Raw genomic sequence first — 19,541 nt, 5'->3', positions numbered from 1 at the left:
ACGCCTTACCCGGCCTACAAATGGCACTGGGCCCACCATTGCACTGGATCCGTAGGCCCGCGCAAGCGTAGCGCCGCCGGGCATGACCCCAGCCAGGGAGCCGCCTGTTTGCCGAATGGCGGCTACGCCATACCCGGCCTACAAACTAAGCGCAGCGCAAGCCGGGGAGTTTCCCGGGTCGCGCAAACCGGGAATAGCGCTTAATCCGGTAACGAACCGGCGAGATTACGCGCGGAGACGCTCTCGCTCACCGGCGCGGGCGGCTCCGGCGCCTTAGCCGGGGCGGCTGCTGCCGCAGCTGCCGGGGCGGGAGAGGCCGGCTGGATCTCAAGGAACGAGGCCAGCATCTTACGCAGCGTTTCCGGTTTAGTATCTTCCGCCAGCAGCGCCGCCAGCATCGACGGCAAGCGGCTATCGACTTCCCCTAACGCCAGCCCCGCCAGCAGCGCGGTACGCGACATATCGCCGCGGTCGCCACGGTGATGGGCCTCAATTTTTGCGTCCGCGAAGCGCTCGCTGGCGCTGATATCCGGGCGCAGGTAAATCAGCACTTTTCTGCGATCCAGAGTCATAGACGCTCCTTAACCAATAATTTTCAGACCACGCACCAGGGCAAACTGCGGCTCTTCAGCCACCACGAAACGATCCTCGCGCAGACCCATCCGTTCACGAATGGCGTCGGCAACCAGCGGCGCGCCGCCGCCAATGACGATCGCGTGCGAATAGCCTTTAAAGCTATCGATGGCCGTCAGGACACGCGTGGTCAGACGTTCGATACTGTTATTGATCACCTTCTTCACCTCAGTAACCGCATCCGGATCGTTGATGTTGTCGGTCAGGTATTCTTCGTCGTGGCGGTTGATGATTATCTGGTCGACGTTATAGCTGGAGGTGTCGGTATTCGCCCGGGCCAGCGCCAGCTTAACGGCGTCGGTCACCAGCGATACGCCCAGCTTCGGGTCGCCGTAAATGCGCGAAACCGAGGTCATCTGCCCGGCGACCATTGAAATATCCAGCGTGGTGCCGCCAAGGTCGATAATCAGCACCGAATGCGACGGTTTCAGCTCATCACACAGGCTAATGCCCGCCGGAATCGATTCCGGGCGCACGGTAACTTTAGTGATATTGAACACCACGCCTTTATTCAGTTTAACTTCGCGCAGCAGGCTCTTTTTCTTGCGCTCAATATTGTCGAAGCGATATTGCGCATCTTCATCATAAAATTCGGTCAGCGGCAGGGTGACCACAATTTCAACATCCTGCGGCTCAAGACCGCTGGTCAGCAGCGCGTGATGGACAGCGATGGAGTTCAACGGGCTGTATTGCCAGTCAATGTTATTGGTTGGGAGCGCATCGGGAGTGATCAGGTCGAATGAGTACTTTTCATCATCCACCGTGTAGTTAAAAGGCTTCCCCGAACCGAAGGTGGCAGACCAGCCGCGTTTAAAACTGTTGGGGCTGATATGGGTGAAAGTTTCGCCATCTTGCTCCCACAGCATTTTGATATTGGTTGAACCATCATCGATAAAAATGCGCATTGCATTGCTCCATCACTGAGACAAATAAGAGAAAAATGTAAGACCCAAAAAGAGTAGCAAGAGTTAAAAAGCAGCGCAAGAGCACGAAAAAGAGACAATTCTGAGTTTTATTTGAGAAAAATTGGAGAAACAAACAGTCCAGAACGCTCAAAAAGAGAAATAATTGAGATAAAACAGAGAACTAAAGTTTTCTCTTTCTGTCTTTTTAAGACACTGTTTTTTGCTCAAAAAGAGAGCATCCCTCCTCTCTTTCGTCAGCGGTTTTCGCACGCTTTTTACACCTGATTGGGTACCACAATCGGCCGTTCCGGCTCGACGTCATTTTCCGGTACCCGGCGATATTTATCCAGCAGGTGAATCTGAATCCGTCGCAGCATATCGCCATTCAGTTTGTAATAACGGAAATAGAGAAACAGCGTCAGAGCAAAAAAGAGCGTCGGCAGCGCAATCATAATCGCCTGCATCCCCAGCAGCGTGTGGGACGACTGCACAACATTCGGCACGTAACCGATGATACCCAGCACGATGGCGATAAACCAGGCCGCAAACGCCGAACCGGCTTTGACTACCAGCGTTTGAACGGAATAGGCGATGCTTTCGCAGCGGATATTCATCTTATATTCGCCATAGTCGACGGTATCGGCCACCATAATAACCTGCAGCACCCAGAACAGCGCGGTGCCGATATTCAACAGCACCCCGGCCAGCGAAATCAGCGCGATGTTGTAAACGCCGCCCAGCGCCATCAGCAACAGCACGCCGCAGCCCAGCACCGGCATGATCGAAGCACCCGCCCACAGAATGCGCCGCGACAGCCCTTTTACCAGTCGTGGGAACAGGATCAGCGTCAGCAAATTCGCCGCCCCGGCGTAGGACATGTAATACGGGAACATCTCCGCGCTGCCAATCACGTAGGTAAAGTAGTAAATCGCAAAGCCAGCGATAATGTTCGCCGCCGTGTTATAGGCCAGCGCCATGCCTAACAGGCAGGCCAGCTGATCGTTTTTATAGATCAGCGCCACCATCTGGCGCAGTGAGAGGTGGCTGGAGTCTTCGCTCACACCACTGTCGGAGGAGTAAACCTCATGCACGTTGCGCAGGGTGACGAGAGTGGAAACGACGAAGAAGGCGATCAGCACCAGAGTGAACATCTGAAAACCGAAACCGCGATCGGCGCCGCCGACGGCGTTGACGAACGGCAGCGTGACGCCGGCCGTGACAAATCCCGCCAGACTGGCGAAAAAGCGCGGGTAAGGCACCAGCTGCTCGCGTTCGCGTTTATCGAGGGTAATGGTCGGCACCAACGACCAGAACGGCACATCCATGATGGTGTAAGTGAAGCCCCACAGCAGGTAGGTTAGCCACACCCACGCCAGCAGCGCCCCGCCGCTGAAATGGTGGGCGCTGAACAGCATATACAGCACCACCGAGTTGGTTATCGTGCCGATCAGGATCCACGGTTTGAACTTTCCCCATCGCGACCGCGTACAGTTAACGATCCATCCCATAATCGGATCGGCTATCGCATCGAGGATCCTTGCCACCAGGAACAAGGTGCCAACCACCCCGACCGATAAGCCAACAATATCGGTGTAGTAATACATCAGGTACATGTAGACGATACCGATAGCGAAATCTTTACCAAAGGCACCAAATCCGTAGCTGAGCTTTGTTGTCATTGAAATACTCATAGGGTCCAGGTCGCTGTCGCCAGCGCCTCCTTCAGCGTTTGATAGAGCGTGACAGGCACCGCCGGGTTCGTTGCNNNNGGCGGCATAAGAGGATTAACGGTGCAGCCAGGCCGGCAGCCAGTCGCCGTGGCTGGCGATCAGATCGTCCACCAGCGCGTAGATCTCTTCGATCCCCAACACCGCGGCGGTGTGCGGATCCATCATCGTGGCGTAATAGACGTAATCGCGATTTTCAGTGAGGATCGCCTCCGTCAGCAGCGTCTGCACGTTGATATTGGTCTGCATCAGCGCCGCCAGATGCGCCGGCAGCGCGCCCACTTTGGTCGGCTGGATGCCGTTGGCGTCCACCAGGCAGGCCACTTCCACACAGCAGCCCTGAGGCAGGTTGTCGATGAGATTATCGTTGCGCACGTTGCCGTACACCACGCTTGGCTCGCCGGTCCAGATGGCGTTCATGATGGTGCTGGCATATTCGCGGGATGGTTTCACCTCAATGCGCTCCCCGCGCTTATAGCTCTCCAGCTCCTGATGCCAGTTGGCCAGTTGCTCGACGCAGCGTTTAGGGTATTCATCCAGCGGCACTTTATAGCGAGCGAGAAGGTCATCGCGGCCCGGCTTGATAAACCATGGCGTGTATTCCGCGAAATGCTCCGAGGACTCGGTGACGAAGTAGCCCAGCTTTTTGAGCATTTCATAGCGGACGATGTTTTCGCAGCGCGGGTTGCCGTGCAGGTTCGGATTCGGCGCCCGCCCGTCGGCGTAGGCCTGTAGCAGGTCGGGGTAGATACTGACGTAGCTGCCGTCCGCGAGCTTTTTCTCCAGCGACAGATAGAACGCCATATGGTTAATCCCCGCGCAGCGGTAGCGTAAATCCGCCGGATCGAGATCGAGGTCGCGCGCCAGCTCTTCCGCTGTGCCTTGCACCGAGTGGCACAGGCCAACCTGCTTGATATGCGGGTAGCGGGCGTACATCGCCCAGGTGTTCATCGCCATCGGGTTGACGTAGTTAAGCATGGTGGCGTCCGGGCAGACCTCGGTCATGTCGTCGCAGATAGCCCACAGGTGCGGGATGGTGCGCAGCGCGCGCATAATGCCTCCCGGCCCCAGCGTATCGGCAATGGTCTGCTCCAGGCCGTGGCGCTTGCAGACTGCAAAATCGGTGACGGTACAGGGCTCATAGCCGCCAATCTGGAAGGCAACGACGACAAAATCGGCGCCCTGCAGGGCGGTTTTCCGGTCGCGGTGGCAGCTGATTTCGCCGTTCGCGCCCACGGAATCCATCAGCTTGCGCACCACGATATGCGACTCTTCCAGCCGGGTTTCATCGATATCCATCAGCGCGATATGCGCCGATTTCAGCGCCGGGCGCTGGAAAACATCACCGAGAATATTTTTGACGAACACCGTCGAACCGGCGCCGATAAAAGTAATTTTTGGGGCAGACATCACGCACTCTCCATCAGGTCATTGAACACTTGCAGAGTGGCACGCCGCTCCCCGCTGCGCTGCCCTGTTCCCGCCGGAGCATTCCCGAAAGCTCAGATCGGCCATTAAGCGCCACAAAATCTGAGATTTCGGGAACAGATTGAGCAAAAAGGAGAGAAAATGGGCCGATTCTTCCGCTAAGCTGTCGTCAGTTCTGGCGAAAAATGCAGCCACTCTGACAATTCAGGAATACGCTAACGATGGAACACCGCTTCACCTCTCTGCCCCCCGATCCCTTTATGTGCAGCAGCGACGAAAAGCAGAGCCGCAGCCCGCTGGCGCTCTACTCCGAGTATCAGCGTATGGACATCGAACTGCGCCCGCCGCACGCCATGCCCACCAGCCACTGGCACGGCCAGGTGGAGGTCAACGTGCCGTTCGATGGCGACGTCGAGTATTTGATTAATAACGAAGTGGTGCGCATTGAGAAAGGCTATATCACTCTGTTCTGGGCCTGTACGCCGCATCAGCTGACCCGCCCCGGCGATTGCCAGCAGATGGCGATATTCAACCTGCCGATGCATCTGTTTCTCTCATGGCCGCTGGACCGGGAGCTTATCAACCACGTCACCCATGGGATGGTGATTAAATCCCTCGCCGCGCAGCAGTTGAGCGCCTTCGAAGTGCGCCGCTGGCAGCAGGAACTGAGCCACGAGAATGAACAGATACGCCAGCTGGCGATCGATGAAATCGCCTTGATGCTGAAGCGGCTGAGCCTCGCCGGCTGGCAGCCGATTCTGGTCAATAAAACCTCACGCACCCACAAGAACAGCGTCTCGCGCCACGCGCAGTTTTATGTCAGCCAGATGCTGGAGTTTATCGCTGCCCACTACGACCAGGCGCTGACCGTCAATGCCGTTGCCGAGCACGTGAAGCTCAACCCGAACTATGCGATGGGGGTCTTTCAGCGGGTGATGCAGCAGACCATGAAGCAGTACATTACCGCCATGCGTATCAATCATGTGCGGGCGCTGCTGAGCGATACCGACAAGACCATCCTGGATATTGCCCTTACCGCCGGTTTTCGCTCCAGCAGTCGCTTCTACAGCACTTTTACCCGCTACGTGGGCATGCCGCCGCAGCAGTACCGTAAACTCAGCCAGCAGCGGCGTCACGGCCTGGCCTTGCCGAAGGCATAAAAAATGCCGCCGGGGTTTCCCCAGGCGGCATGATTAACAGTGAAAACGGTTAGTCGTTGATACGCGGATGCTGCTGCACCAGGCGCGACCGTTTTGCCTGCAGATCGGCGATCTCCTGATCGATATCTTCGATTTTTTGCTCGATGTTATCGTAGTGCTCGCCAAGGATTTCTTTCGCTTCCTGGATATCCGACGCCGCCGGGGTCGCCCCTTTCAGCGGACGGTTAGCCGTCTCTTTCATCGACAGGCCCGTCGCCATACCCACCACCGCGATAACCATCAGGTAGTACGCCGGCATCATCAGGTTTTGGGTGGTCTCCACCAGCCACGCCGCCAGGGTTGGCGTCAGACCGGCAATCAGCACCGAGATGTTAAAGGCGCTGGCCAGGGCGCTGAAGCGGATGTGCGTCGGGAACATCGCCGGCAGCGAGGAGGCCATCACCCCGATAAAGCAGTTCAGCACCACCGCCAGCAGCAGCAGGCCGGCGAAGATCAGGCCAGTCACGTTGCTGTTGATCATAATGAAGGCCGGGATCGACAGGGCAAACAGCGCCACGCTACCAATCAGGATAAACGGGCGACGGCCGAAACGGTCGCTGAGCATACCGATAACCGGCTGTACAAACAGCATCCCGACCATGATAGCGATGATGATCAGCACCCCATGATCTTCCGAGTAGTGCAGGTTATGCGACAGATAGCTCGGCATGTAGGTCAGCAGCATGTAGTAAGTCACGTTGGTGGAAATCACCAGACCGATACAGGTCAGCAGGCTACGCCAGTGCTTGGTGGCAATCTCTTTAAAAGAGACCTTCGGCCCGTCCTGCAGTCCTTCACGGTCGCCCTGCTCCATGGTGTCAACATGCTGCTGGAACGCTGGCGTCTCTTCCAGCGCATGGCGCAGGTAGAGACCAATGATACCTAACGGTAGCGCCAGGAAGAACGGGATACGCCAACCCCAGTCGAGAAAGTTCTGTTCGCCCACCACGCTGGAGATGAGAACCACCACGCCGGCCCCCATCACAAACCCGGCGATGGAGCCAAAGTCCAGCCAGCTGCCCATAAAGCCGCGCTTGCGGTCAGGAGAGTATTCCGCGACGAAGATCGACGCCCCGGTATATTCACCGCCAACCGAGAAGCCTTGCGCCATTTTACACAGCAGCAGCAGGATCGGTGCCCAGATACCTATCGTGGCATACGACGGAATAAGGCCGATACAGAAAGTACTTATCGACATGATCACGATAGTTATCGCGAGAATTTTTTGCCGACCATATTTATCGCCCAGCATCCCGAAGAACAGGCCTCCTAACGGACGAATTAAAAATGGTACGGAGAAGGTACCCAGCGCGGCAATCATCTGCACGCTTGGGTTGGCATCGGGGAAGAAGACTTTACCTAAGGCGTAGGCCACAAAGCCGTAGACGCCGAAATCGAACCACTCCATCGCGTTGCCCAGGGAGGCCGCGGTGATCGCCTTTTTCAGTTTACCATCATCGATGATGGTCACATCCTTAAGGGTGATGGGCTTTATTTTTTTCCTTTTAAGCATATTTTTCCTCTGCTACTCCGCCTTGAGTGCACGCCTCTTCGCCGAATGGCAAGGCCATTCGCATCGTGCGTCAGGAGCGGTGAATTGCTGTGCTCCTCATTTCAAGCGTAGCAGGTTTGCCTGCACTGTCTGCTGACAGAATGTACAACCGAACCTGTTGACGCCTGCTCTGGCTACTGGTGAATAAATGGAGCGGCTCATCGTGATGCTTGATGAAATTGACCTGCTCCCCTTTTTTACCCTAACAGTGTTTATATCTGCGATCAACTTCACAGAAATTTACCGCCTCATTACAGAGTGTCGGAAAATAAATAAGTTCATTTCCTGCCGATCGCGCGGAAATTATTTCGTCGATTTTGCTCCACTTCGGGCGGTTAATTTCAGCGTTTATTCGCTTCTTTCCGGAATAACACCACGGCTATTTTTTAGCAAAAAAACACCCGACAAAAGTGGGTGATTGCGCTATAATCATATCCACTTTCGGCTCTCAGCCGCTGTTTAAAGGACCAACGTCCTGTTTTTCGACGACATCATGAGGAGCGTCATGCAACTGCCACACTGCCCAAAATGCGATTCGACTTACACTTATGAAGATAGCGGCATGTACATCTGCCCGGAATGTGCCCATGAGTGGAACCCTGCCGAGGCGACGGAAGAGAGCGACATTCTGATCGTTAAAGATGCCAATGGCAATTTACTGGCCGATGGCGACAGCGTTACCGTCGTGAAAGATCTGAAGGTTAAAGGCAGCTCTTCGATGCTGAAAATCGGCACCAAAGTGAAAAATATCCGTCTGGTCGAAGGCGATCACAATATTGACTGCAAAATTGACGGTTTTGGTCCGATGAAGCTCAAATCGGAATTTGTGAAAAAGAACTGATTTAATTTCGGGTAGGCGGCGCGATTATTTTTTCACATAACCGTCGCCGCTCCCGATATCCTGGTGGCCGTTTGTCACCCGGCGCACCCTGTTATTTCCCTCGCCGGCAACCGCTATTTACGCTGTCGCCTGCCGTCATATTTCAGCGCCCCTTTTCGCCCTGCCGTCTGGCTCAATCGCCTGCCGGGCGACTACGCTTTACGGGTTACGGTCACTGAGGTATTCACCATGTCCTTAAGTCCCTACCTTGCCTTTGCGGGCAACTGCGCCGAGGCGATCGCCTTCTACCAGCAGACGCTGGGCGCAGAGCTGATGTTTAAAATGACCTTTGGCGAAATGCCGCCCCCGGCGCAGGAAGCGTCAGACGGCTGCCCGTCTGGCCAGAAGATGGCGGATGATGCTATCGCCCACGCCAGCCTGCGCATCAATAATGGCGAGCTGATGCTGAGCGACAGCGCCTTCGGGCCCGATGTGCATTACGCCGGCTTCACCCTCGTCCTCGATCCCAGCGATGTCGCTGAAGGCCAGCGCTGGTTCGACGCGCTGGCTGTCGGCGGGCGCATTGAGATGGCCTGGCAGGAAACCTTCTGGGCCCACGGCTTCGGCAAAGTCGTCGACCGCTTTGGCGTCCCCTGGATGATCAACGTTGTCAAACAAGGTTGACGCCCCCAGGGCGGCCCGGCCGCCCTGTCATCCGCCTGGCATCAACTCTTCATCCTTTGGTCATCGTCACTTAACCGAAATGCAACATAAACCGGTCAGGATCGGCCCACAACGCGAGGAAGCTCCTCGTCTATGCTGTGTGAGGCTTGATGACCATGCACCTGTCCAGACATCCGACCAGTTACCCCACGCGCTATCAGGAAATCGCCGCCCGACTTGAGCAGGAGCTGCGCCACCACTATCGCTGCGGCGACTATCTGCCCGCCGAGCAGCAGCTGGCGACGCGCTTCGACGTTAACCGCCACACCCTGCGCCGGGCTATCGACCAGCTGGTTGAGCGCGGCTGGGTTCAGCGCCGTCAGGGCGTGGGTGTGCTGGTGCTGATGCGCCCCATCGACTACCCGCTTAACGCCCAGGCGCGCTTCAGCCAAAACCTGCTGGAACAAGGCAGCGATCCCACCAGCGAAAAGCTGCTGTCGGTGCTGCGCCCTGCCAGCGCCCATGTCGCCGAGGCCTTTGGCATCAATGAGGGCGAGAACGTGATCCACCTGCGTACCCTGCGCCGGGTCAATGGCGTCGCCCTGTGCCTGATCGACCACTACTTCGCCGACCTGCGCTTCTGGCCGGTGCTACAGACCTTCAGCCACGGCTCGCTGCATGACCTGCTGCGCGATCGGCTCGACGTCGAACTGACCCGCGTACGCACCAAAATTAGCGCCCGCCGCGCGCAGGCAAAAGAGAGCAAGCTGCTGGAAATCCCCAATATGGCGCCGCTGCTCTGCGTCCGCACGCTCAATAGCCGCGAGGGCGAGTCGGTCACGGCGGAGTACTCCGTCAGCCTGACCCGCGCCGACATGATTGAATTTACCATGGAGCACTGAATGCACTTCGATACCGCCACCCGCCAGCGCTGGATGTCCGTGCTGGCCCACAGTGAACCGCAGGACCTTCTGGCGCGCATGGAGTCCCTGCAGCTGGCGCCGGAATATGAATTGATTCGCACCCCGGAAACCGGGCTGGTACAGCTCCAGGCCCGCATGGGCGGTATCGGCGACCGCTTCTTTGCCGGCGACGCCACCCTTACCCGCGCAGCGGTACGCCTGGCTGACGGTACCCTCGGTTACAGCTGGATCTTAGGCCGCGACCGCCCGCACGCTGAACGCTGCGCGGCGATCGACGCCCTGCTGCAGTCGCCCCGCCATTTTCACACCTTAATGGAAACCCTGATAACCCCGCTGGAAGCGCTACGCAGCGCGCGCATTGAAGCCCGACGCGCCGAAGTCAACGCCAGCCGGGTCGACTTATTTACCCTGGTTCGCGGAGATAACGTATGACCTTACAACCCGCTTTTACCCTGGCTGTGCAGGATGCCCAACACAGTTTTCGTCGCCTGCTGAAAGCGATGAGCGAGCCGGGGGTGATTGTCTCCCTGCAGCAGCTTCAGCACGGCTGGCAGCCATTGAACGTGGCCTCCACCAGCCTGCTGTTGACCCTTGCCGATCATGAAACACCGGTCTGGCTCGCCAGCGCTCTGCGTAACGATCTGGTGGGACAGAATCTGCGCTTTCATACCGGCGCGCCGCTGGTGGACCAGCCGCAGCAGGCGGTTTTTGCCATCGCCAATGACGGCATCAGCGCCGAGCAGCTCAACGTCCTTTCCGCTGGCACCGTCACCGCGCCGGAAACCGGCGTCACACTGATCGTTCAGCTTGCCAGCCTCAGCGGCGGACGCATGCTGCGCCTGACCGGGGCAGGCATTGCCGAAGAGCGAATGATCGCGCCGCAGCTGCCGGACTGCATCATCGACGAATTAACCGAACGCCCGCACCCGTTCCCGCTGGGCATCGACCTGATCCTCACCTGCGGCGAGCGCCTGCTGGCGATCCCGCGCACCACCCACGTGGAGGTGTGCTAAATGTACGTTGCCGTCAAGGGCGGCGAGAAGGCGATCCGCGCCGCTCACGCCTTACAGGAACAGAAACGACGGGGCGATGGACGGCTTCCCGAACTGAGCGTCGAACAGATAGGCGACCAGCTCAGCCTGGCGGTGGACCGGGTGATGACCGAGGGCGGCATCGCCGACCGCGAACTGGCGGCGCTGGCGCTGAAGCAGGCCAGCGGCGATAACGTCGAAGCAATATTTCTGCTGCGCGCCTACCGCACCACCCTGCCGCGGCTGGCGGTCAGCGAACCGATTAATACCGCGGAGATGCGCCTCGAACGCCGCATCTCCGCAGTGTATAAAGATATCCCCGGCGGCCAGCTGCTGGGCCCCACTTACGACTACACCCACCGCCTGCTCGATTTTACCCTGCTGGCCAACGGCGAAGCGCCGTCTGTGCAGCAAGCCAATGGCGAAGCAGAGCCGACGCCGCACGTCTTTAGCCTGCTCACGCAGCAGGGGCTGGCGAAGACCGAGGAAGATCGCGGCACGCCGCCCGACGATATCACCCGCACCCCGCCGGTCTACCCCTGCTCGCGTTCCTCGCGCCTGCAGCAGCTGATGCGCGGCGATGAAGGCTACCTGCTGGCGCTGGCCTATTCGACCCAGCGCGGCTATGGCCGCAACCATCCGTTTGCCGGCGAGATCCGCAGCGGCTACGTGCAGGTGGAAATCGTCCCGGAAGAGCTGGGCTTTAGCGTCAATATTGGCGAGCTGCTGCTGACCGAGTGCGAGATGGTTAATGGCTTCGTCGCCCCGCAGGAGGAGCCGCCGCACTTCACCCGCGGCTACGGCCTGACCTTCGGCATGAGCGAGCGCAAAGCGATGGCCATGGCGCTGGTCGATCGTGCGCTGCAGGCGCCGGACTATGACGAAGAGATTGCCGGCCCGGCGCAGGATGAAGAGTTTGTGCTGGCCCACGCCGATAACGTCGAAGCGGCCGGCTTCGTCTCGCATCTGAAGCTACCGCACTATGTCGATTTCCAGGCCGAACTGGCGCTGCTGAAACGCCTGCAACGGGAGAACGAACGTGGCTAACCCACTGACTGGCTATAACTTTGCTTACCTCGACGAGCAAACCAAGCGCATGATCCGCCGGGCTATTCTCAAAGCGGTAGCGATTCCCGGCTACCAGGTGCCGTTCGGCGGGCGCGAAATGCCAATGCCCTACGGCTGGGGCACCGGCGGCATCCAGCTGACCGCCAGCGTCATCGGTGAGAACGACGTGCTGAAGGTGATTGACCAGGGCGCGGATGACACCACCAACGCGGTGTCGATTCGTCAGTTCTTTAAGCGCGTCACCGGCGTCGCCACCACCGAGCGTACCGAAGACGCCACCCTGATCCAGACCCGCCACCGGATCCCGGAGACGCCGCTGGTGGAGGATCAGATCCTGATCTACCAGGTGCCGATCCCGGAGCCATTGCGCTTTATCGAGCCGCGTGAAACCGAAACCCGCACCATGCACGCCCTGGAAGAGTACGGCGTCATGCAGGTGAAACTGTATGAAGATATCGCCCGCTTCGGCCATATCGCCACCACCTACGCCTATCCGGTGAAGGTCAATGGCCGCTACGTGATGGACCCTTCGCCGATCCCGAAATTCGATAACCCGAAAATGCACATGATGCCGGCGCTGCAGCTGTTCGGCGCCGGGCGCGAAAAGCGGATCTACGCCGTGCCGCCCTATACCCCGGTGGAGAGTCTCGATTTCGACGACCATCCCTTTACCGTGCAGGAGTGGGATGAGCCCTGCGCCATCTGCGGCTCGCGCCACAGCTACCTCGACGAAGTGGTGCTGGATGACAGCGGCCAGCGGATGTTTGTCTGCTCCGATACCGACTATTGCCGCCAGCAGAGCGAGGGGCAGAAAAAATGAACCAGCCATTACTTGCTGTGAATAACCTGACCCATCTCTACGCCCCGGATAAAGGTTTTCGCGATGTCTCCTTCGAGCTGTGGCCGGGAGAAGTGCTCGGCATCGTCGGCGAGTCCGGCTCCGGTAAAACCACCCTGCTGAAGGCAATCTCCGCCCGCCTGACGCCGCAGCAGGGCGAGGTGCTGTACCAGCAGCGCTCGCTGTACGCCATGAGCGAAGCCGAACGCCGACGCCTGTTGCGCACCGAATGGGGCGTAGTGCATCAGCACCCGATGGACGGTCTGCGTCGCCAGGTCTCCGCCGGGGGCAACATCGGCGAACGGCTAATGGCCACCGGCGCCCGCCACTACGGCAACATTCGCGCCACCGCCGAAAAGTGGCTGCAGGAGGTGGAGATCCCGCCCTCGCGCATCGACGACCTGCCCACCACCTTCTCCGGCGGCATGCAGCAGCGTCTGCAGATCGCCCGCAATCTGGTCACCCAGCCGAAGCTGGTGTTTATGGATGAACCCACCGGCGGGCTGGATGTGTCCGTGCAGGCGCGGCTGCTAGACCTGCTGCGCGGCCTGGCGGTGGAGCTGAATCTGGCGGTGGTGATTGTTACCCACGATCTCGGCGTCGCTCGCCTGCTGGCGAACCGTCTGCTGGTGATGAAGCAGGGCCAGGTGGTGGAGAGTGGCTTAACCGACCGGGTGCTCGACGATCCGCACCATCCTTACACCCAGCTGCTGGTGTCGTCGGTGTTGCAGAATTGATGCTGTTTTGCCGGGTGGCGGCTGCGCCTTACCCGGCCCACAGGTGCGTTATTCGTAGGCCGGGTAAGCGAAGCGCCACCCGGCAACTCAACCTCGTGAGAGCTAACATGATCCGCGTTGAAAACGTCCATAAAACCTTTGTTCTGCACCAGCAGCACGGCGTGCGTCTGCCGGTGCTGGCCGACGCCTCGCTGACCGTTAACGCCGGGGAGTGCGTGGTGCTCCACGGTCACTCCGGCAGCGGCAAATCGACCCTGCTGCGTTCGCTGTACGCCAATTATCTGCCGGACAGCGGCCATATCCATATCCGCCACGGCGACGAATGGGTGGACCTGGTCACCGCCACCCCACGCAAGGTGCTGGAAGTGCGCAAAACCACCATCGGCTGGGTCAGCCAGTTTCTACGGGTGATCCCGCGCATTTCGGCGCTGGAGGTGGTGATGCAGCCGCTGCTCGATCTTGGGACGCCGCGCGAAGCGAGCGCCGCCAAAGCCGCCCAGCTCCTGACCCGCCTCAACGTTCCGGAACGCCTGTGGCACCTTGCGCCGTCCACCTTTTCCGGCGGCGAGCAGCAGCGGGTCAACATCGCCCGCGGTTTTGCGGTCGACTATCCGATCCTGCTCCTTGATGAACCCACCGCCTCACTGGATGACAAAAACAGTGCTGCCGTGGTCAACCTGATCCACGATGCCAAAGCGCGCGGCGCGGCCATCGTGGGGATTTTCCATGACGAAGGGGTACGCCGTCAGGTCGCCGACCGACTGCACTCTATGGGAATGACAGCATGATTATCAATAACGTAAAACTGGTTCTCGACGACGAGGTGGTCCACGGTTCGCTGGAAGTCCATGACGGTCGCATCCTCGCCTTCGCCGAAAGCCAGAGCCGGCTGCCGCAGGCGCTGGATGGGGAAGGCGGCTGGCTGCTGCCGGGCCTTATCGAGCTGCATACCGATAACCTCGACAAGTTCTTTACCCCGCGGCCGAAGGTAGACTGGCCGGCCCACTCGGCGATGAGCAGCCATGACGCCATGATGGTCGCCAGCGGCATCACCACCGTGCTGGACGCCGTGGCGATTGGCGACGTGCGCGATGGCGGCGATCGTCTTGAGAATCTGGAGAAGATGGTCAATGCCGTGGAGGAGACGCAAAAGCGCGGTCTCAACCGCGCCGAACACCGCCTGCACCTGCGCTGCGAGCTGCCGCATCACACCACGCTGCCGCTGTTTGAAAAGCTGATCGATCGCGAGTCGGTGAGCATGGTCTCTCTGATGGACCACTCGCCGGGCCAGCGTCAGTACGCCGATCGCAGCAAGTACCGCGATTATTATCAGGGCAAATATCATCTGACGCATGACGAAATGGACCGTTTTGAAGCCGAGCAGATGGCTCTGGCCGCCACCTGGTCGCAGCCCAATCGCCAGACCATCGCCGCCATGTGCCGCGCCCGCCGTATCGCCCTCGCCAGCCACGACGACGCCACCGAGGCGCATGTGGCCGAATCCCACCAGCTAGGGAGCGTGATCGCCGAGTTTCCCACCACGCTGGCCGCGGCGCAGGCTTCACGTCAGCACGGGATGCACGTCCTGATGGGGGCGCCGAATATCGTGCGCGGCGGTTCCCACTCCGGCAACGTCGCCGCCCACCAGCTGGCGAGCCACGGTTTGCTGGACATCCTCTCATCTGACTATTACCCCGCCAGCCTGCTGGATGCCGCTTTCCGTATCGCCGACGCCGAGGACAATGCCTTCACCCTGCCACAGGCGATCCGTCTGGTCAGTCAGCATCCGGCGCAGGCGCTGGGCCTTGACGATCGCGGCGTCATCGCCGAGGGGAAACGCGCCGACCTGGTGCTGGCGCACCGTCGCGGCGAACATCTCCAGATCGACCATGTCTGGCGCCAGGGAAAGAGGGTCTTTTAATGCCAGGAAAACTGATTTGGCTGGTGGGCCCCTCCGGCTCCGGTAAAGATAGCCTGCTGGCGGCGCTGCGCCAGCGCGAGCACCCGCAGCTGCTGGTGGCCCATCGTTACATAACCCGCCCGTTTAACGCGGGCAGCGAGAATCATATCGCCCTCAGCGAACATGAGTTTTTTACCCGCGCCGAGCAGCATCTTTTTGCTCTCAGCTGGCACGCCAACAATACTTACTATGGCATTGGCGTGGAGATCGACCTCTGGCTGCACGCCGGCTTTGACGTGGTGGCCAACGGCTCCCGCTCCCATCTGGCGCTGGCCCGGGAACGCTACGGCGAGGTGCTGGTGCCGATCTGTCTCGCCGTCTCGCCGCCGGTGCTGCGCCAGCGGCTGGAGCAGCGCGGCCGGGAAAATGCGCTGGAAATCGCCCAGCGTCTGGACCGCGCCGCGCGCTATAAGCCGGACAACTGCCTGACATTGAATAACGACGGCAGTCTCCGACAATCGGTCGATGAATTTTTCCGCCTGCTGCGCAGCCACGCGGCGCGCGAAGCGGATCAACTGGTATAAACAAAAGGTGACACGATGAGCCTGACCCTCCGCTTAACCGGCACCGGCGGCGCTCAGCTGGTGCCGGTCTTCGGCTGCGACTGCGCGGCCTGCCGCCGCGCCCGCCGCGAGGAGAGCCACCGACGCCGCCCCTGTAGCGGAGTGGTCACGTTCAACAGCGCCGTGACGCTGCTCGATGCCGGACGACCGGATCTGATGGAACATCATCCCGCCGGCAGCTTTCAACAGGTGCTGCTGACCCACTACCATCTGGATCATGTGCAGGGGCTGTTTCCGCTGCGCTGGGGAGTCGGCGCGTCGATTCCGGTCTATGGCCCACCGGATGACGCCGGCTGCGACGATCTGCTCAAACACCCCGGTCTGCTTGACTTTAGCCATACCGTCACGCCGTTTGTGATGTTTAACCTGCAGGGGCTGCGGGTGACGCCCCTACCCCTTAATCACTCGAAGCTGACCTTTGGTTATCTGCTGGAGTCGGCCCACAGCCGGCTGGCCTGGCTCTCGGATACCGCCGGGCTGCCGGACAAGACGCTGAAGTTTTTGCTCAATAACCGCCCGCAGGCGATGATCATCGACTGCAGTCATGAGCCGCGCGCGCAGACCCCGCGTAACCATAACGATCTAAACACCGTCCGCAGCCTTAACCAGATCATTGGCTGTCCGCGGGTGATCCTCACCCATATCAGCCACCAGTTTGACATCTGGATGATGGATAACCCGCTGCCGACAGGTTTCGAAGCGGGCTATGACGGGATGGAAATAGCGCTGGATTAAGCGCTGGCCTGCGGGGGGCGATCAGTAGCTATCATCCAGACGACGCTGGTCGCTTTCTAACTGACGACGATCGCGGTCGAGCTGACGCTGGCGTTCATCCAGCTGGCGGCGGCGCTCGTCCAGCTGGCGTTGCCGCTCGTCATACTGGCGCTGACTGTCACGGCTCTGCTGACGGCTCCCCTGATAGCGCCCGTCATCATACCGGCCATCGTCATCGTATCTGTCGTCGTCATCGGAGCGACTGCTGCCCGGGTTATAGGCGTCGTTAATGGCTTGCTGAATATTGCCGATCGCGTCATCGATAATATCGGCGCGAGCGGCCAGGCTGGTCAGCGACAGAGTGCAAAAGAGCAGTGCGGTTGCGTAACGTTTCATCGGGGCCAATCTCATCAGAGTCCTGCCGCTACCTTAATCATCCGCATGAAACCCGGGTAGCGGAGGAATCTCAAATCCTCGCGTACGCCGCGCTCAGCGCCTGCGCCAGCTGGGCGCGGGCAAACGGCTTACGCAGCCACTCAACCTCCGGCAGGGCCGGGTTCTGCGCTGGACGCAAATCCTGGCCGCTGATCAGTAGCACCGGCAGCGCCGGAAAGCGGCGTCGGGCGGTATGGATCACATCGGCGCCGCTCAGGGCGCCGGGCAGCATCAGATCGCTAATCAGCAGGGCAATATCCGGCGAGGCCTCCAGCAGCTGCAGCGCCTCTTCACCGCTGGCGGTTTCCAGCGTCAGCCAGCCCAGCTGATGCAGCTGTTCACATAGCGTCTGGCGGACATCCTCTTCATCTTCCAGCACCAGCGCCAGCCGCTCGCCCGCCGGGGGCGGCTCGTCCACCGCTGGCGCCACCTCCTTCTCAACCTCGGTCAACGCTCGCGGCAGCTGCAGCCGCACCGTCGTCCCCTGCCCCGGCGCGCTCTCCAGCGCCACCCGGCCGCCAGACTGGCGCACAAAGCCATACACCATCGACAGCCCCAGGCCGCTGCCGCTGCCGGTGGCTTTGGTGGTGAAGAAAGGTTCAAACACCCGGGCTTTCACCGCCTGCGACATCCCGCTGCCATGATCGATCACCTCCAGGGCCACCATATCCTGCCGCTGGCCGCTGCTGCGGGTGACCCGCTGATTCCAGGTGCGTATTTTGATGACCCCGTCGCGCCCCGCCATGGCGTCGCGGGCGTTCATCACCAGATTGATCAGGGCATTTTCCAGCTGGCCAACGTCTATCCATGCCGGCCACGCCGGCGACTGCGCCTCAATCTCCAGGCTTAAGGTCGCCGGCAGGGAATGACGCATCAGCTCGCTGAGGTTCTCCAGTAGCGGCGCCATCGCCACCGCCTGGGGATGCAGCGCCTGCTTGCGCGAAAAGGCCAGCAGCCGCTGGGTCAGAAGCGCCCCACGCTCCGCCGCCTTCAGCGCCCTGGAGAGGCGCGGCGTATCGCGCGCATCCGGCTCCACCAGCTCAAGGCTGCCGATAATCACCGCCAGCAGGTTGTTAAAGTCATGCGCCAGACCTCCGGTCAGCTGGCCGACGGCCTTCATCTTCTGACTATGCAGCAGCGCCTCCTCCAGCTCCTGGCGCTTAATCCGATCGATCTCCATCTGGTTGGTCTTCTCTTTCAGCAGCCGGGTGGTGTGCTCCAGCGACGCCATATTGCGGGCGAAAACGTTAAAGGCCCGCGCCAGCTCCCCCAGCTCGTCGCGCCGCTGCAGGGCCGGCACCGAGACGTTCGGCTCTCCCTGAGCCAGCCGCGACATCGCCCGCGAGATGGCGGTCAGGTTCGAGCCGAGATTACGGTAGATGTACCACCCGGCGCAGCCGGTGATCGCCAGCGCCAGCAGCGCGGAAAGCAGAATAAACATACTGATGGAGCGCAGCTCCCGATGGCTCTGCGCCGCCCGCTGCTCTGAGGCTTCCGCCACCCGGGTCACGTACTGATTGATATCTTCGTTAAGCAACGCGACCAGCGCTTTGATGTGATACATGTACCAGCTGATCGTCAGGTCGCTCTCCTCCAGCTGGGCCGACAGCGGGGCCAGCGTCGCCAGCTCGCGGGTCACATCAGGGAGGACAAACGCCAGCGCGGGATCGGCGCTGCGTGTCGGCAGGGCGCCGCGCAGCTGGTCGAGTTGCAGGACGATCGACCGCGGCGTGACGGTATGGATCGCAGCCACGATCAGCCGGTCCATCTCGGCCAGCCGACGCGGATCGATCGCCTTATCCCCGCCGCGATCGTTAAGATCGGCGAGATGGCGCAGGTTACTCTGATTCTGGTAAAGCGAACTCAGCAGCGCATTGCGCTGCAGATGGCGCCGCTGGCCGCGCTCCAGCATCTCCGCCACGCTCTGCTGCAGCGCGTTGCTGCGGCGAATAATATTGGCCACCCGCGCCTGCTCCTGCTGCGCCAGCGGGGCCGCCGCCAGCTGGGCCAGCGAGTGCTTCAGCGCCTGCTGCGTCGCCAGCAGCCGTTCCGCTTCGCTTTTGTACTCCAGCGCCCCCACCACCTGCGACAGGCGCACCGCCGCCGTGGCGACATTCGCCGTGTCCCGCGCCAGATCCATACTGCCGCGCATGTCGTTGAGAGTCTGGCGCTGCACCTGCTCCTGCAGCTGGCTGGCGTGGTGAAAGCCGAACACCGCCACGCCGCTGACCAACAGGGTGACCACGCCCATCAGCAGATTAAAGGAGAGCAGGCGGCCACGGGCGCTGGTGAAAAACGGGTGTCGGCGAGCGGTCATAACAACTCCGGTGAAGGATCGNTCGGCA

At 60.2% G+C, this 19,541-nt stretch carries 22 protein-coding genes; 14 read left to right on the top strand and 8 right to left on the bottom strand.

Features of this window, described 5'->3' with window-relative positions:
• Positions 1-200 precede the first annotated feature (200 nt).
• The 5 genes from VZP09_RS22640 to VZP09_RS22620 form a co-directional block, all read right to left on the bottom strand.
• A complete protein-coding gene (locus tag VZP09_RS22640) occupies positions 201-572 on the bottom strand; it encodes a plasmid partitioning/stability family protein (RefSeq protein ID WP_016528813.1) in 372 nt (123 codons plus the stop codon).
• Positions 573-581: 9 nt separating this feature from the next.
• Positions 582-1,538, bottom strand: coding sequence for a plasmid stability protein StbA (locus VZP09_RS22635; protein ID WP_016528812.1), 957 nt, complete (start codon positions 1,536-1,538; stop codon positions 582-584).
• A 147-nt stretch (positions 1,539-1,685) separates the two neighbouring features.
• Complete coding sequence (locus VZP09_RS22630) at positions 1,686-1,808, bottom strand: hypothetical protein (RefSeq protein ID WP_042940285.1); 123 nt, start codon at positions 1,806-1,808, stop codon at positions 1,686-1,688.
• Positions 1,809-1,813: 5 nt separating this feature from the next.
• Positions 1,814-3,229, bottom strand: coding sequence for a melibiose:sodium transporter MelB (gene melB / locus VZP09_RS22625; RefSeq protein WP_083565040.1), 1,416 nt, complete (start codon positions 3,227-3,229; stop codon positions 1,814-1,816).
• A 93-nt stretch (positions 3,230-3,322) separates the two neighbouring features.
• The gene (locus tag VZP09_RS22620; RefSeq protein ID WP_042940283.1) at positions 3,323-4,675 is read right to left on the bottom strand and encodes an alpha-glucosidase/alpha-galactosidase; all 1,353 of its coding nucleotides are present in this window, start codon (positions 4,673-4,675) and stop codon (positions 3,323-3,325) included.
• A gap of 239 nt (positions 4,676-4,914) precedes the next feature.
• Between VZP09_RS22620 and melR the strand changes: the two genes are divergently transcribed.
• Positions 4,915-5,853, top strand: a complete 939-nt coding sequence (gene melR / locus VZP09_RS22615) for a transcriptional regulator MelR (protein ID WP_004177781.1) — start codon at positions 4,915-4,917, stop codon at positions 5,851-5,853.
• Between the two features lie 49 nt (positions 5,854-5,902).
• On the opposite strand, the gene proP is transcribed toward melR, so the two are convergent.
• Positions 5,903-7,405 (bottom strand): glycine betaine/L-proline transporter ProP, encoded by a 1,503-nt coding sequence (gene proP, locus VZP09_RS22610; protein WP_004177782.1) that lies wholly within the window; start codon positions 7,403-7,405, stop codon positions 5,903-5,905.
• Between the two features lie 187 nt (positions 7,406-7,592).
• On the opposite strand from proP, the gene VZP09_RS22605 reads away from it, so the two are divergent.
• The 13 genes from VZP09_RS22605 to phnP all read left to right on the top strand — a co-directional run bounded on the left by VZP09_RS22605 (position 7,593) and on the right by phnP (position 16,782).
• Entirely contained in the window at positions 7,593-7,862 is a 270-nt protein-coding gene (locus VZP09_RS22605; RefSeq protein ID WP_016831374.1) for a hypothetical protein, read from the top strand.
• Between the two features lie 87 nt (positions 7,863-7,949).
• Positions 7,950-8,285, top strand: coding sequence for a zinc ribbon domain-containing protein YjdM (locus VZP09_RS22600; RefSeq protein ID WP_004177783.1), 336 nt, complete (start codon positions 7,950-7,952; stop codon positions 8,283-8,285).
• A gap of 228 nt (positions 8,286-8,513) precedes the next feature.
• Positions 8,514-8,948 carry a VOC family metalloprotein YjdN gene (gene yjdN / locus VZP09_RS22595; RefSeq protein WP_002885221.1) on the top strand — a complete coding sequence of 145 codons (435 nt, stop codon included), beginning with the start codon at positions 8,514-8,516 and terminating at the stop codon, positions 8,946-8,948.
• Positions 8,949-9,103: 155 nt separating this feature from the next.
• Positions 9,104-9,829, top strand: coding sequence for a phosphonate metabolism transcriptional regulator PhnF (phnF, locus tag VZP09_RS22590; RefSeq protein ID WP_002885217.1), 726 nt, complete (start codon positions 9,104-9,106; stop codon positions 9,827-9,829).
• Complete coding sequence (phnG, locus tag VZP09_RS22585) at positions 9,830-10,282, top strand: phosphonate C-P lyase system protein PhnG (protein WP_083565039.1); 453 nt, start codon at positions 9,830-9,832, stop codon at positions 10,280-10,282.
• The gene (gene phnH / locus VZP09_RS22580; RefSeq protein WP_004221970.1) at positions 10,279-10,863 is read left to right on the top strand and encodes a phosphonate C-P lyase system protein PhnH; all 585 of its coding nucleotides are present in this window, start codon (positions 10,279-10,281) and stop codon (positions 10,861-10,863) included. Before phnG ends, phnH begins: the two co-directional genes overlap by 4 nt.
• Complete coding sequence (locus tag VZP09_RS22575) at positions 10,864-11,928, top strand: carbon-phosphorus lyase complex subunit PhnI (RefSeq protein ID WP_004210033.1); 1,065 nt, start codon at positions 10,864-10,866, stop codon at positions 11,926-11,928.
• Positions 11,921-12,769 carry an alpha-D-ribose 1-methylphosphonate 5-phosphate C-P-lyase PhnJ gene (locus tag VZP09_RS22570; protein WP_002885202.1) on the top strand — a complete coding sequence of 283 codons (849 nt, stop codon included), beginning with the start codon at positions 11,921-11,923 and terminating at the stop codon, positions 12,767-12,769. The genes VZP09_RS22575 and VZP09_RS22570 overlap by 8 nt, the downstream gene beginning before the upstream one ends.
• Positions 12,766-13,524 (top strand): phosphonate C-P lyase system protein PhnK, encoded by a 759-nt coding sequence (gene phnK / locus VZP09_RS22565; RefSeq protein WP_004178305.1) that lies wholly within the window; start codon positions 12,766-12,768, stop codon positions 13,522-13,524. Before VZP09_RS22570 ends, phnK begins: the two co-directional genes overlap by 4 nt.
• Positions 13,525-13,631: 107 nt before the next feature.
• On the top strand, positions 13,632-14,312 hold the full coding sequence (phnL, locus tag VZP09_RS22560; RefSeq protein ID WP_004221959.1) for a phosphonate C-P lyase system protein PhnL: 681 nt from the start codon (positions 13,632-13,634) through the stop codon (positions 14,310-14,312).
• Positions 14,309-15,445 (top strand): alpha-D-ribose 1-methylphosphonate 5-triphosphate diphosphatase, encoded by a 1,137-nt coding sequence (gene phnM, locus VZP09_RS22555; RefSeq protein ID WP_064153700.1) that lies wholly within the window; start codon positions 14,309-14,311, stop codon positions 15,443-15,445. The genes phnL and phnM overlap by 4 nt, the downstream gene beginning before the upstream one ends.
• Positions 15,445-16,008, top strand: a complete 564-nt coding sequence (phnN, locus tag VZP09_RS22550; RefSeq protein WP_064153701.1) for a ribose 1,5-bisphosphokinase — start codon at positions 15,445-15,447, stop codon at positions 16,006-16,008. The genes phnM and phnN overlap by 1 nt, the downstream gene beginning before the upstream one ends.
• Positions 16,009-16,023: 15 nt before the next feature.
• A complete protein-coding gene (phnP, locus tag VZP09_RS22545) occupies positions 16,024-16,782 on the top strand; it encodes a phosphonate metabolism protein PhnP (protein WP_032415853.1) in 759 nt (252 codons plus the stop codon).
• Between the two features lie 21 nt (positions 16,783-16,803).
• Here the strand turns inward: phnP and yjdP are convergent, their stop codons facing one another.
• Together yjdP and VZP09_RS22535 are read right to left on the bottom strand one after the other, a co-directional pair.
• Positions 16,804-17,157, bottom strand: a complete 354-nt coding sequence (yjdP, locus tag VZP09_RS22540) for a DDRRRQL repeat protein YjdP (protein WP_004151729.1) — start codon at positions 17,155-17,157, stop codon at positions 16,804-16,806.
• Positions 17,158-17,227: 70 nt separating this feature from the next.
• Complete coding sequence (locus VZP09_RS22535) at positions 17,228-19,513, bottom strand: ATP-binding protein (protein WP_032415852.1); 2,286 nt, start codon at positions 19,511-19,513, stop codon at positions 17,228-17,230.
• Between the last annotated feature and the right edge of the window lie 28 nt (positions 19,514-19,541).

The sequence above is a fragment of the Klebsiella sp. EMBS2024 genome (genome assembly GCF_036233805.1).
Taxonomy (GTDB): Bacteria; Pseudomonadota; Gammaproteobacteria; order Enterobacterales; family Enterobacteriaceae; genus Klebsiella; species Klebsiella pneumoniae.
Note: the sequence above shows the minus strand (reverse complement) of the source record. Positions and strands in the feature narration are given on the sequence as shown.

What these genes read in the sequence shown, in the direction of transcription:
- VZP09_RS22640 (WP_016528813.1), bottom strand. Translation starts at nt 572, where the DNA reads ATGACTCTGGATCGCAGAAAAGTGCTGATTTACCTGCGCCCGGATATC.
- yjdP (WP_004151729.1), bottom strand. Translation starts at nt 17,157, where the DNA reads ATGAAACGTTACGCAACCGCACTGCTCTTTTGCACTCTGTCGCTGACC.
- phnN (WP_064153701.1), top strand. Translation starts at nt 15,445, where the DNA reads ATGCCAGGAAAACTGATTTGGCTGGTGGGCCCCTCCGGCTCCGGTAAA.
- phnK (WP_004178305.1), top strand. Translation starts at nt 12,766, where the DNA reads ATGAACCAGCCATTACTTGCTGTGAATAACCTGACCCATCTCTACGCC.
- VZP09_RS22575 (WP_004210033.1), top strand. Translation starts at nt 10,864, where the DNA reads ATGTACGTTGCCGTCAAGGGCGGCGAGAAGGCGATCCGCGCCGCTCAC.
- yjdN (WP_002885221.1), top strand. Translation starts at nt 8,514, where the DNA reads ATGTCCTTAAGTCCCTACCTTGCCTTTGCGGGCAACTGCGCCGAGGCG.
- phnM (WP_064153700.1), top strand. Translation starts at nt 14,309, where the DNA reads ATGATTATCAATAACGTAAAACTGGTTCTCGACGACGAGGTGGTCCAC.
- VZP09_RS22605 (WP_016831374.1), top strand. Translation starts at nt 7,593, where the DNA reads ATGGAGCGGCTCATCGTGATGCTTGATGAAATTGACCTGCTCCCCTTT.
- melR (WP_004177781.1), top strand. Translation starts at nt 4,915, where the DNA reads ATGGAACACCGCTTCACCTCTCTGCCCCCCGATCCCTTTATGTGCAGC.
- VZP09_RS22635 (WP_016528812.1), bottom strand. Translation starts at nt 1,538, where the DNA reads ATGCGCATTTTTATCGATGATGGTTCAACCAATATCAAAATGCTGTGG.
- phnH (WP_004221970.1), top strand. Translation starts at nt 10,279, where the DNA reads ATGACCTTACAACCCGCTTTTACCCTGGCTGTGCAGGATGCCCAACAC.
- phnP (WP_032415853.1), top strand. Translation starts at nt 16,024, where the DNA reads ATGAGCCTGACCCTCCGCTTAACCGGCACCGGCGGCGCTCAGCTGGTG.
- melB (WP_083565040.1), bottom strand. Translation starts at nt 3,229, where the DNA reads ATGAGTATTTCAATGACAACAAAGCTCAGCTACGGATTTGGTGCCTTT.
- phnL (WP_004221959.1), top strand. Translation starts at nt 13,632, where the DNA reads ATGATCCGCGTTGAAAACGTCCATAAAACCTTTGTTCTGCACCAGCAG.
- phnG (WP_083565039.1), top strand. Translation starts at nt 9,830, where the DNA reads ATGCACTTCGATACCGCCACCCGCCAGCGCTGGATGTCCGTGCTGGCC.
- VZP09_RS22620 (WP_042940283.1), bottom strand. Translation starts at nt 4,675, where the DNA reads ATGTCTGCCCCAAAAATTACTTTTATCGGCGCCGGTTCGACGGTGTTC.
- VZP09_RS22600 (WP_004177783.1), top strand. Translation starts at nt 7,950, where the DNA reads ATGCAACTGCCACACTGCCCAAAATGCGATTCGACTTACACTTATGAA.
- proP (WP_004177782.1), bottom strand. Translation starts at nt 7,405, where the DNA reads ATGCTTAAAAGGAAAAAAATAAAGCCCATCACCCTTAAGGATGTGACC.
- VZP09_RS22535 (WP_032415852.1), bottom strand. Translation starts at nt 19,513, where the DNA reads ATGACCGCTCGCCGACACCCGTTTTTCACCAGCGCCCGTGGCCGCCTG.
- phnF (WP_002885217.1), top strand. Translation starts at nt 9,104, where the DNA reads ATGCACCTGTCCAGACATCCGACCAGTTACCCCACGCGCTATCAGGAA.